At 56.1% G+C, this 12,376-nt stretch carries 9 protein-coding genes and 1 riboswitch; of the genes, 4 read left to right on the forward strand and 5 right to left on the reverse strand.

The window, feature by feature from the left end; translation table 11 throughout:
- Positions 1 to 141: 141 nt before the first annotated feature.
- Positions 142 to 1,257 (reverse strand): cell wall hydrolase, encoded by a 1,116-nt coding sequence (locus ACZ1GM_RS07150; protein ID WP_472678425.1) that lies wholly within the window; start codon positions 1,255 to 1,257, stop codon positions 142 to 144.
- A 154-nt stretch (positions 1,258 to 1,411) separates the two neighbouring features.
- Positions 1,412 to 1,611: riboswitch (cobalamin riboswitch) on the forward strand.
- A 94-nt stretch (positions 1,612 to 1,705) separates the two neighbouring features.
- On the opposite strand from ACZ1GM_RS07150, the gene ACZ1GM_RS07155 reads away from it, so the two are divergent.
- The 4 genes from ACZ1GM_RS07155 to ACZ1GM_RS07170 all read left to right on the forward strand — a co-directional run bounded on the left by ACZ1GM_RS07155 (position 1,706) and on the right by ACZ1GM_RS07170 (position 6,175).
- Complete coding sequence (locus tag ACZ1GM_RS07155; protein WP_472678426.1) at positions 1,706 to 3,634, forward strand: TonB-dependent receptor plug domain-containing protein; 1,929 nt, start codon at positions 1,706 to 1,708, stop codon at positions 3,632 to 3,634.
- Positions 3,635 to 3,765: 131 nt separating this feature from the next.
- Positions 3,766 to 4,500: an ABC transporter substrate-binding protein gene (locus ACZ1GM_RS07160; protein ID WP_472678427.1), complete on the forward strand. Its 735-nt coding sequence runs from the start codon at positions 3,766 to 3,768 to the stop codon at positions 4,498 to 4,500.
- Complete coding sequence (locus tag ACZ1GM_RS07165; RefSeq protein WP_472678428.1) at positions 4,497 to 5,450, forward strand: FecCD family ABC transporter permease; 954 nt, start codon at positions 4,497 to 4,499, stop codon at positions 5,448 to 5,450. The genes ACZ1GM_RS07160 and ACZ1GM_RS07165 overlap by 4 nt, the downstream gene beginning before the upstream one ends.
- Positions 5,414 to 6,175, forward strand: a complete 762-nt coding sequence (locus ACZ1GM_RS07170; RefSeq protein WP_472678429.1) for an ABC transporter ATP-binding protein — start codon at positions 5,414 to 5,416, stop codon at positions 6,173 to 6,175. Before ACZ1GM_RS07165 ends, ACZ1GM_RS07170 begins: the two co-directional genes overlap by 37 nt.
- Before the next feature lie 989 nt (positions 6,176 to 7,164).
- On the opposite strand, the gene ACZ1GM_RS07175 is transcribed toward ACZ1GM_RS07170, so the two are convergent.
- From ACZ1GM_RS07175 to ACZ1GM_RS07190, 4 genes are all read right to left on the reverse strand, one after another.
- Positions 7,165 to 9,402: a M3 family metallopeptidase gene (locus ACZ1GM_RS07175; RefSeq protein ID WP_472678430.1), complete on the reverse strand. Its 2,238-nt coding sequence runs from the start codon at positions 9,400 to 9,402 to the stop codon at positions 7,165 to 7,167.
- A 156-nt stretch (positions 9,403 to 9,558) separates the two neighbouring features.
- Positions 9,559 to 10,497: a GGDEF domain-containing protein gene (locus tag ACZ1GM_RS07180; RefSeq protein WP_472678431.1), complete on the reverse strand. Its 939-nt coding sequence runs from the start codon at positions 10,495 to 10,497 to the stop codon at positions 9,559 to 9,561.
- 389 nt (positions 10,498 to 10,886) lie between these two features.
- A complete protein-coding gene (locus ACZ1GM_RS07185) occupies positions 10,887 to 11,648 on the reverse strand; it encodes a methyl-accepting chemotaxis protein (protein WP_472678432.1) in 762 nt (253 codons plus the stop codon).
- Positions 11,599 to 12,261: a hypothetical protein gene (locus tag ACZ1GM_RS07190; protein WP_472678433.1), complete on the reverse strand. Its 663-nt coding sequence runs from the start codon at positions 12,259 to 12,261 to the stop codon at positions 11,599 to 11,601. The genes ACZ1GM_RS07185 and ACZ1GM_RS07190 overlap by 50 nt, the downstream gene beginning before the upstream one ends.
- Positions 12,262 to 12,376: the final 115 nt, after the last annotated feature.

The raw sequence follows: 12,376 nt of genomic DNA on the forward strand, positions 1-12,376 counted from the left end.
CGAGCTCCAGCTAAGTGGGGTTTTCCCCGTTCCTGCTCAGCGTATGGTCACACCGTTCCTAAAGCCGGGTTCGGCAACAGAGTTACGACCGCATTAATGTTTGTGTACGTGTTAGGGCTAAGATGCTTCAGAACCTAGCAACTACTTGCCAGGTTCACGGATCCAGCGGCCGCTATTGCGGAATTCTTTTTTCACGTCACCGCTTTGCGGCAGCGGATCGGTTGTTACTGTGGACGACGGTTGCTGTGGGTCGGCCTGAGAGGCTGAATCACCGATTGCGGTTGTGCCATTCATCCCGGTTGTGTCGATAGAGGCAGTGCCAGCGTCGCCAATCGCAATATTTGCCTCAGCGGCCCTGCGATTGGGCGCAGCGAGTGGTTCATCGCCGCTATAAGCTATTGAAAAGGCGTCTGGCTTACCTGCCTTGCCTTTCCACCGATAAAATCGATGAAGCCCGATGGTGCGAATGTAATCGAGGCTGGGCGCCCAATATGGATCGACATAGGTGGCGTGATAATGTGTGGCGGTGCCGACCTGATCGAACACATCGCCAGCGAGCGCAGCCAAAGCGACAGATTGCGACTTGGCCCAGGTGCGCCGCGCGGGTTTGCGAGTAAGCGCACCATCGCAGGTGAATGAGAATTGGCAGCCCGTTCTGCGCTCAGAGCCCTGGAATACCACGCCGCAGACACTTGCTGGATAAGCGGGGTGGGCAACGCGGTTCAGAACCACCTGAGCAACCGCTTGCTGGCCTGCATGGCTTTCGTTCGCCGCCTCATAATAGATCGCCATCGATAGGCATTGCAGGGCGCGGGCTTTGTCCAAATTTGTCCCAGCGCTGGTGAAGGACGGCGCGGCAAGAACCGGGCTGATTGCCGGAATGAGCGCCGCGTCCTCTGATGTATCGACCCCATCGAGCGAGGCACCTGGCGTAAAATCGGTCTTACGCAACTCTTCTAAGTCGAACGCGAGCCGGGGAGCCTCTTCGAGGTAGTAGAACGCTGATCCGGGGAAATTTGTGTCTGCTTGCTCAAACGGCATAGCCGTCAGTTCAGCGGGTTCGCTATCATCACCGCCCAAGCCAATCATATCAAACACGCGCCACTCGCTGCCTTCGGCAAAGGCTGGCGCGGTCAGCGCAACAGCTATTGATCCGGTCAGCGCTACTAGGGCAAGTGAATGCGATCGGCGCGGGTTGCTGCGCGCTTTCGCCGTGGCGGTGCTTGCCTCTAGGTCGTGAGTTCGGCGTGGTTGCAAAAATGTCCTCTGGTCTCGGGTGGCTGTGCGCCCGTTTGCTCCATTTCGGAAGTAAAGTCGTGTTACCAGCTTTCGGTTAAGTTTCCGAGTAAAACCGCATTGCTATTCCCTCATAGGGACAGACCGACTTGCCACTCTTAAACGAGCGCACTATGGCGCGCGGCACGTCATGGGTTGGCTTGCGAAAGCAAGTCCTAAGAGGGAAGGGGGTTCAAATCCTCCGCTGCCCCCGCAACTGTGACCGGGGAGCAATCCTGCCAAATGCCACTGAGCGGTGCACTTGTGCGGCTTGGGAAGGCGGCAAGAGAGCAACGATCCGGGAGCCAGGAGACCTGCCTGTGCGTGTCGTTCGGCTGTGGGCGGGGTGTACCATCGGCAAACGGGTGAGAGCGCGTATCAAAGCGCTCGCCTCCGTCATGAGCGATATTCGCACATGATAGGAGGTTTAATGTATAAATATCTGTTTTTAATTGGTTCTGCTTTGGCATGCTCGCCTGCGTTGGCGCAGGATGATCCACTGACACCTGAGGTTGAGGGCGAGAATACAGGCGGTTTCCCCGAAGGTTGGGGCGGCGGTTGCTGCCAACTAGTTGGAACGCCAAAAGACGGATCCATCACCGTCACCGCCAACGGTATTTCGACCAACATCGCCAATACCGGGCAACCCATAACCATTATCGATGAAGACGAAATCGACAGCATTCAGGGCGCAGATATTGCGCGCATTTTGCGGCGTATCCCGAGCGTTTCGATAACCCGCAATGGTTCCATTGGTGCCGTTTCCAGCGTCAACGTGCGCGGAGCGAATGCTGAGCAACTGCTCGTGCTGATCGACGGCGTTCGCGTTGCTGATCCATCTTCGCCATCCAATGCCTATGACTTTGGCAATCTTCTCGCAGCTAACGCATCGAAAATCGACCTTTTACGCGGCTCGAACAGCACGATCTGGGGCGCAGACGCGGTTGGCGGGGTGATCGATATCTCCACACGCGGCGTCACAGGCCTTTCGAGCAGTCTGGAATATGGCGCGCGCGACACGATCACAAGCAGCATTGCAGGCGGGATCGACGGCGACGGCTTCTACGCTGGCCTCAATGCATCGGCCTTCCGCACTGACGGTTTTTCGTCGACCGCATCGGGCACGGAAAAGGATGGTTTCGAGCAATTCACCCTAGGCGGCAGCGCTTTCGTCGATGTTACCAATGAAATCGAGCTGTTCGTCAATGGCCGCTATGCTGAGGGTGATCTTGAGATTGACGGCTTTCCTGCGCCACTATTCGCGCTGGCTGACACGCTCGATACGCAGGAAACAGAGCAGTTTTCCGGCGCGGCGGGCTTCTCGTACTTCGGGCAGGATTTGACCCTGCGTGGGACATTCTCCGCCTCAGACACTGAACGCGTGAACCTCAATGAAACCGGCGCGGAGACCTTTACCAGCGATGGTTCTCAGGAGCGGGTAGAATTGCGCGGGGAGTATCGCCTGCTCGGCGGGCTCAGCGTTGCATTTGGCGGCGAGCATGAATGGAGCAGATACGAAACTCTGTTTGACACCGGTGCAGATACCGAGATTACCGGTGTTTACGGACAGCTTGGCTGGGTGCTTGGTAATCTGGCCATTCATGCAGGTGTGCGGCACGACGATCACCAACGCTTTGGTGGTGCGACCAGCTTTGGCGGTGACATCAGTTATGGCTTTGGCGACAATTGGCGGGTTCGCGCGAGCGTGGGCGAGGGCTTTAAGGCCCCGAGCCTGTTCCAGCTGTTCAGCGACTTTGGCAATGAAGCGCTACGCCCGGAGAACAGCACAAGCTACGACATCGGAATTGAGAAGGGCACGCGTGGCCGTGGCCTGCACCTCGCCGCGACACTGTTTCGCCGTGATAGCGAGGACTTGATCACCTTTGTCTCGTGCTTTGGCAGTACCGACCCGATTTGTAATAACCGCCCATTCGGCACCTATAACAACACCGACCGCGCGCGGGCGGAGGGTCTGGAGCTTGAGACGGGCTTTGACATTACCGATGGTTTGCGCCTGTCGGGGGTCTATTCGCTGATCGATGCAGAGGATCGCACCACGGGCAATGATCTCGCGCGTCGACCCGGTGATCTTGCGACAATATTCGTCGATTACGAAGCGTCTTTTGGGCTGAAGCTGGGCGCTGATCTGCGTATCGTGGGCAGCGCATTTGATAACGCCGCAAACACCGTCGAACTTGATGCATATCAGGTCGTCGACCTGCGTGCGGCCATGCCGATCTTGAACGGTGTCGAGGTCTTTGGCCGCATAGAGAATCTGTTTGACGAGGATTATCAAACGGCAGCCGGCTTTGCCTCACCGGGGCAGGGCGCGTTTGTGGGTGTGCGGGCGAGCATGTGAGAGGGCACAGAACTCCGTTAACCCCGCGAAGACGAGGGTCCAGTCTGGCCAAGACATCTCTTGCCCTCTGGATTCCCGCCCTCGTCGGAATGACGGTCGGGTGCACTAAACATCCTACAGTTCACAACCCTGTGAATGATCGCCCAACTATCGTCAGCCTCAATCCCTGTACCGACGCGATATTGGCAGAGGTGGTCGCGCCCGAACAACTTCTCGCCATATCGCATTACAGCCATGATGCGCGCGCAACATCGATGGACTTAACGCGCGCAAGGCAGTTCCGCACGACCGGCGGGACAGTGGAGGAAGTGCTGGCGCTAAATCCCGACATCGTGGTTGCGAGCACTTTTATTGCGCCCGCGACCCGCGCGGCGCTGGTGGATTTGGGCATCGAAGTCGCAACTTTCGGCGCCGCATCAACGGTTGAAGAAAGCATCGCGCAGGTGCGGGAATTGGCGGCACTTATTGGCGATCCAGGTGCCGGGGAAGGGTTGGTGCGTGAAATTGAGGTCGCGACGCAGCAATTTAGCGGCCAAGAGCTGTCTGCCGTCCTGTGGCAGCCCGGCGGGATCGTGCCGGGTGATGCGCAGTTGATCAGCGAGTTGATGCGACGCGCGGGCTTTTCCAATCATGCCGCTGCTCAAGGGCTGGGGCAGGCGGACTATTTGCCGTTGGAACAGGTCATCGCGAACCCGCCGGATGTATTGCTGGTCGCTGGCCGAGAGCGCGGGCATATCCATCCGGCGCTCGATCATCTATATTGGATGCATCATGCTGATTTACCTGCAAATATGCTGTTTTGCGGCGGGCCAACGATTGTCCGGGCGATGGAGCAACTCCGGGCGATCCACGAGGCGGCGATATGAACCGGGCGGCTGTCATATTCGCCATCCTATTGGTGGTTGCCTTTCCATTGTCACTGCTTGCCGGGCGCGTATGGATCGATCCCTCCAGCACGCCCAATGCGGTGGTCATCCTGGCCGAGCTGCGCTTGCCGCGCGGGCTGCTGGCGATGATCGTAGGAGCAGCGCTTGGCGCGGCAGGCGCAGCGATGCAGGGCTATCTGCGCAATCCACTGGCCGATCCGGGGCTGTTCGGCATCGCACCCGGCGCTGCGCTAGGGGCGGTCATCGCGCTGTGGTTTGGCTACACGGCAAGTCCTTACCTCTTGCCTCTCTTCGCGCTGATTGGCGCTGGCGGAGCGATGGGTTTGCTGGCGCTGATTGCTGGCCGCACCGGTGGGATTGCGTTGTTCACGCTCGCAGGCCTGATGGTCGCGAGCCTCGCGGGCGCATTGACTGCGCTGGCAATCAGCCTGGCCCCCAATGCCTTCGCCATGAGCGAGATTGTTCTGTGGCTCAATGGCGCGCTGACCGATCGCAGCTGGCGCGAGGTGTGGGTTGCCGCGCCGCTAGTCGGTCTCGGCATTGCAGTGCTTTTCGCGGCAGGCAAATCGCTTGACGCTCTTACTTTGGGCGAAGACGTTGCGCGCTCGCTTGGCGTGAACCCTTCCGGCCTGCTCTGGCTAATAATTATCGGGGTAGGACTGACCGTAGGCGCAAGCGTTGCAGTTGCCGGCATCATCGGCTTTGTCGGTCTGATCGTGCCGCATCTGGTGCGCCCTTTGACGGATCGCCGACCATCGCAACTGATGCTGCCCAGCGCACTTGCCGGGGCCTTGCTGGTGCTTGTTGCCGATAGCGTGGTGCGCATATTGCCATTGGTGACAGAGTTGCGATTGGGCATCGCCTTAAGTCTCTTGGGTGCCCCCTTCTTCCTTTGGCTGCTCTTGAGAATGCGGAGAGGGCTGTTGTGAACCTTGCCGCGAAAAACCTTTCTATCACCAATCGACTGAGCGATATTTCGGTCGAGCTGGCCCCAGGTCAGATCACCGCAATTTGCGGCCCCAACGGTGCCGGAAAATCAAGCATTTTGCAGGCTCTGACGGGATTGTTGGAACCAAACGCTGGTTCGGTGTTTCTGGACACAAGCCCGCTGGAAACCATTCCACCGAGTAAGCGGGCCAGATACTTAGGGTATTTACCACAACATGCTGAAATAGCATGGGATGTTCCTGTGCGGAGTTTGGTTCAGTTAGGCCGAATGCCGCACAGGGATAGCCGTATTGAGCCAGTGGATGCAGCGCTGAAATCGCTCGATCTTGAGCATCTGGCTCATCGCCGCGCACAATCACTATCGGGTGGTGAAACGGCGCGAGTCCTGCTCGCTCGCGTTCTCGCTGGGGAACCTAAATGGATACTCGCTGATGAGCCTTTGGCCGCACTCGATCTCTCACATCAGATCACTCTGCTGCGCCATCTGCGCGAAGCGAGCGAGGCAGGGGTGGGCGTCGTGCTAGTGGTTCATGATCTGGCGGTAGCGATGAACCATGCTGACCGAGTGATCGTCCTTGATCAGGGCAAGATGGCTACAGATGCTGAGCCAGATCGCGCGCTAGAGCGAGAGATAATCGAGCGCGTCTGGAAAGTAGAGGCGCGCTGGATAGGCGGACCCGGTCAACGCGCGCTACTGACCTCTTAGCTCTAGCCTTCGACCTTCGGTCAAGGGCTTGAAAACCGTACATTAACCACGCCTCAAACTCTTGGGTCTATGTGTCTGAGATGGGCAGATAAACAGGGGGCTAGAGGTGCTTTTCGAGCGTATTTCTCGTATAGGTCTGATCGTAAATTGGAAGACACTGGCAATTGCTATTTTGGCTGTCTTTGCGACGTGGTTTTCGTTGCAGGTCAATCTGGTAGCAGACTATCCGTTGACGATAATTTCGACTGCGGTGATTTTCCCAATCGTTTTCTCCATCGGACATGCCTACAAACGGCGTGAAGCATCGCTCGACGATTACGGTATTATCAAGGCCCATGGACGTGCTATTTACTTTGCCGCGCGCGACTGGTTGCCTGATGAAAACGAAGACAGGTTGCGTCATGTTGAGGCGGTACTTGTCCACCTGCTCAAGAGCTGTCGCGATTTGTTCAAGGCTGACCGGTCGGAAATGGCCGCGCACGAGCAGCAGGTCTATGCATCCTTTTCTGAGCTTTCCGAATTTGTGAAGCGTATGCGGGCAGAAGGGCTCGCATCAGGTGAGTGCTCGCGTTGCAACCAATATATCTCCAAGATGATCGTTGCGTTTGAAAGCGTGAAGCATGTCTATCAATATCGCACGCCGCGCACGTTGAAGGCTTTCAGCGATTTTTTCATCATCGTCCTGCCGATTATCTATGGCCCGTATTTCGCAAATCTCGCGCTGGAGTACGAGGCGTCAATCTTGACATATGTGATGCCGGTGCTGTTCGCGGTGATCCTGACCGGGCTTGATAACATTCAAAGCCACCTTGAGGATCCGTTTGATCAAATCGGGCCAGATGATGTTGCGATCAACGCCGAGAAGTTCGTCGAATTTCTGGCTTGCGGAGAGCCATGCGGACCATGCGGCGAGAGTGAGGTCTCTATAAAGCATCGTACCGGAGCTCAAGGCCCCAGCCGATGCATAAGTTATCGGCTTTGTTGCGGTGTTACTGGCCGCCCATTGTGGCAGGCGCGTCTGACGGCTCTGTGCCACTCGCCAGACCGCGGCTTTCGATCATATAGCGGACATCCGGCTTACGCCCTGCAAAAGTCTCATACATTTCGAAATAGTCCATGGTTCCGCCGCGGCTGAGCACCGTAGCGCGATAATGGTCGCCGTTTTTGCGGGTCAGACCGCCATTGTCGAGGAACCACTGGCGGCTGTCCTTATCGAGCATCTCGGTCCACAAATAGCTGTAATAGCCCGCAGAATAGCCTGCCGGTGAACTGAAGATGTGGTTGAAATAGGTTGTCCGGTAACGCGGCGGCACCAGCTCAATCTCAAGGCCCAGTTCTTTGAGCGATTTGCGTTCAAATTCAGAGACCTTCTCTGGCGTATCAAGCGCGGCAGCTTCTGCAGGTGACAGCGCACTCCACTTCATATCGAGCAATGCGGCCTCGACCACTTCGCCGAAATCATAGCCCTGGTTGAACTTGGATGCGGCATCGATCTTCTCGATCATCTCGGTCGGGATCGTCTCACCGGTCTTATAGTGCTTCGCATAGTTCGCGAGCACTTCCGGGTAGGTCGCCCACATCTCATGCACTTGGCTCGGATACTCGACAAAGTCGCGCGCCGTTGCGGTGCCAGACAGGCTCTCATACTTCTGATCCGCGAAGAAACCGTGCAGGGCATGGCCAAATTCGTGGAACGTGGTGTTGACCCAGTCATAGCTGACCAGCTGTACCTCGCCCTCCGGTGCCTTCGGGATGTTCAGCACGTTATAGATCACCGGCTTGGTGCCCCACAGATAGCTCTGATCAACGAAGTTGCTCATCCAGGCGCCGCCGCGCTTTGATGGCCGCTGGAACGGGTCAAAGTAGAACAGGCCAAGCTCGCTGCCATCGGCGTCAAACACGGTATAGACCCACACATCGGGGTGATAGGTCGGGATGTCGTTGCGCCGCTCAAATGTCAGGCCATAGAGTTTCTCGGCCATGTAAAACACGCCATCTTCCAGCACCTTATCAAGCTGGAAATACTCCATCATTGCATCTTCATCGAGCTCGTACTGCTCAGCCTTGATCTTGTTGGCGTAGCGATACCAATCCCATGGCTTGACGGTGTAGTCGCCGCCATCGGCCTTAATCGCGGCGTTCAGCATTTCCGCTTCGCGGCGTTGAGTCTCGGCGAGGGTAGGGACCATCTGTTCCATGAATGCAAGCGCGGTGGCGGGCTTCTGCGCCATCCGGTCATACATGGTGTAGCTTGCCCAATCTTCTTCACCGAACAGAGCGGCTTTTTGTGCGCGCAATGTCGCAATCTTGGCCGCCAGCATGCGTGTGTCATGCTCTGGATTGGTGCCATCGGCCCGATTGTGGCTAAGTTTGAACAGACGCTCTCGAACATCGCGATTGTCCAGCGTCGGGATCAGCGGCTGTTGCGTGGTGTTCTGCAGAGCGATCGCGAATTTGCCCGGCATGCCCTTGTCCGCCGCCATTTTTGCAGCTGCCTCTATGTCGGCGTCGGACAGTCCGGCGAGTTCTTCCCGAGTTTCAACGATCAGCGGCTGATCATTGGTTGCAGCGCGCACTGCCTGACTGAATTCTGTGGTCAGGGTTGAAAGCTCGGTATTGATCGCTTTCACCTGCTCACGCTGCTCTTCTGTCAGCAAAGCGCCCGCATGGACCATGCCCTTGTACGTTTCTTCGAGGAGCTTGGCGTCTTCGCGCGTCATCGTCATCGCCGCACGATTGTCATAGACGGCCTTCACGCGTTCGAACAAAGCAGGGTTCAAGGTGATACTGTCTGAGTGTGCAGATAGCTTTGGGCTGATTTCGGTGTTGATTTCGTCCAGACGATCGGTCGTGTTTGAACCGGTCAGCGCGAAGAAAACGCGTGCGACGCGGCCCAGCATCCGGCCTGACTTCTCCAATTCTACGATCGTGTTGTCGAAAGTGGCAGGGTCAAGGTTCTCGACAATCGCCTGCACTTCAGCCTTATGGATTTCGATGCTCTGCTCAAACGCTGGCATATAATCATCTTCCGAAATCTTGGTGAAATCGGGCGCGAGGAAAGGCAGTGTGCTGTCCGACGCAAAATAGCCGGAGCCGTTAGGTATGTTGATGATTTGCGCTATCTCCGATTCATTGACCCGCTTGCCCTCAGGCATTGTCGCGCAGCCAGCCACCAGCGCAGCGGCAGATGTGGTTGCAAGAATTTGGGCCAGTTTGGGGGCCGTCATATGTATCTCTCCGGTTGGTTGGGGCTTAGCAAGCGGAGTATGCCGCTCAGCCTTGGTGCGCCCCAAACGTAATGGCCGCGTTTGAACCGGAGATTGCCGCGATATGCAAGTTTATTTGATGAAGCGCGCCGCCGACAACCGACCCTTGGGAGGGGATCACGCCGCCATCGTCACCTGATTGCGGCCTTCCTCTTTCGAGCTGTACATTGCCAAGTCGGTCCTGCGCATGACTGCGGACAGGCTTTCACCAGGCATTTGCTGCGCACACCCGATCGAGGCGGACACAGACATGCGGCGATCAAGGTTAAAGCGATCGGGAATGCTCTTGATCCGCTTTCTCATGGCCTCTGCAATGCTTTCGGCTGTGCGGCGATCAATCTGATCAAGGACGATTGCGAACTCGTCTCCGCCCAGGCGTACGGCGCTATGTCGTCTGACGGGAAGGCCAGCCAGAATATCGCGCATTTCAAGCGCCACTGCACGCAGCACCTGATCACCATTTTCATGACCAAACTGGTCATTGACCGCCTTAAATTCATCCAGGTCGATCAATAAAAAGCAGCGTATATCGTCGGCTCGTAGCTCTACATCGTATTCGGCGAAAAAAGCGCGGCGATTGGCGAGACCGGTCAACGGGTCATGTTGTGCAAGGAACTGAGCCTTTTCCAACGCGATCATCAATTTCGCACTGAGCTGGCGATTGTTTATCGCCAGCTTTGCTTCTGTTTTGGCAGTGCGTGCCACGCCAAGGCTGTAAACCACCGGCCCAGCGACAAGTGGTAAGATTGCGACGAACATCAGCCACGGCATGGGTGAATTGGCGAGCCAGTTACCCAAGGCGGCAAAGCTGAAAAACGAGACCACAAAGGTGGCTAACGCTTCCGGAATGGATCCGAATGTGATGATGACCAAAGTCACGCCGATCAAGACCACCCCAGCAACAGCAATACGAGCGGCGGCTGGGTCTGCGTAGACATCAAGCGTCAGCAAGATCGCAGCCCAACTGGCGCCAGAGACCACCATCGCTCCGCATAGATAGCCGACGAACTTTCGCACCTGATCAGACCGCTTAAGTGCATCATGTAAATGAGACACGCACCAACTGGTTAGCATCAATGAGAGGATGCGGGCTTTGAGCGCCAATAACAGTAAGACCGGTTCAGAGACAAAGAAGACCGCAAGCAGGACCGTTCCGAGGGCCACAAAATGAGCCGGAAAAACCCTCTCTTCCCGGTCAATTAACGATTGGAGCACCTCACAGCGCCAATGGTTTAAGTCTTGGTCACAAACTCCAGAACTGATCCATCGATCCAACGAAGCAGCGTCGTTACCATTAAGCATGTGCGATCCCGTAAATTCCCATGTCCAATGAGAAATCGTTTAGGGACGCGATGCTCGATAGGGGTTTCCGAGCCTACCCGTATGATTACGTGCGTAAAAACACGCAGCGTGGGGTTGTTATGCAAAGTCGTGGTTTAGGCGGCTCAGCCCTTTTGTGCGATTTGCTCCACAAATTCGCTGGTCTCCTCCACCAATCCAGACAGGTTGTCGGCGGACGCATTTGTTGCGTGAGACAGGTCTCTCACCACATTTGAGACGGCGTCTGTATCGCGTTTGATGTTGGCGACAAGCTCACCAATGCTGGCCGCACCTTGCGCTGTTTCATCAACTGCATCGGTAATCTTCGAAAACTCATCGATCCGCTTTTGAAGTGACGCGTGGAGTGCATCACTTGTTTTGTGAAGTTGCGCGTTGGTTTCCACCATAGTCTGGCAGGATACGTTGCTTTGGCGAGCCGATTCCTGAATGGCCGCGACCTGTTTTGCGACCGTTTCGGTTGCTTTTGCAGTTTCGCCGGCGAGGTGTTTCACCTCTTGGGCGACGACTGCAAAGCCAGCGCCTGCATCTCCGGCCATTGCAGCTTCGATGGTGGCGTTGAGAGCCAGGATGTTGGTCTGATCGGCGATTTTGGTGATTGCTTTGAGTATTTGCCCGATAGAGTCGACTTCCGTGATCACTTGCGCATTATCGTTTGACGATTGTTGCGCCTGCGTAACTGCCGCTGACAACAGATTGCGCCCATCGCTGATACCCTGCGTCACAGACAAAAGGGTCTGCAAAAGTTCGCCGGTGGCTCGGGCTGCATCCTGCATGGATTGCGCGGACTGTTCGGATATCGCCGCTGCTTGTGTTGTGTCATGGCGAAGGTCGGAGATCTTGCCGTGTGCTTCTTCCGCGTACCGCATTTACAGAACGAGATTCTTCAAGCGAGCCGTCGATTTTTTCGCTCAGTGAAGTGATAAAGGCTTGGCCTTTCTGACCAATCTCTTCCTTTTTAAAACGAACTTCCAATTCAGTCCTGAATGCCGAAATGACCTCGAACTGCATCATCGATATGCGATGTATGAACAGGCTATCAGTGAAGGCATCTTCAATGTTATCAGCGCGCTCCGTCACGCGGCGCATTAAGCCCTCGCTGTAGCCTGTCATGTTGCCCAGCATCTGCTTCTTATCGTCAACCATCCAACTGGCCAGCGCGACCGTGGAAAGCGCCTTCATCCAACGAATTTCCGTGCTGTCCTTGAAGATCATCATGAACATATCAGCCGTAACTTTGGCTATTTCTTCAGTTGTGGTTTGCATGCCCTGCGATTTGGCAGCGGCCTCAGCATGGCCATCATGAACACGGGTTGGCCAGTATTCGTAAGCCCATTCTGCCGTGAGTTCACCGTGACGCGCCCAGAAACCGTCGATCTCAGCGCGCAGTGAATTGTTATGAAAAAAGACTTCGGCCAGCTCTTCAAACTGGTTTGAGCGAATTGACAGCCCTCGCACAAAATCGACTTTGGATTGTTCCATATGCCTCGTCCCTACCTAGATATGCGAATTAACGTGTTATGATTAACGACTGGTAAGTGACGTTACGCCTGGCTTTGCTTACGTGATTTTCTGCGGGGAGCAGAGGAGGGCGGAA

This window comes from Qipengyuania sp. JB2-7, assembly GCF_055693485.1.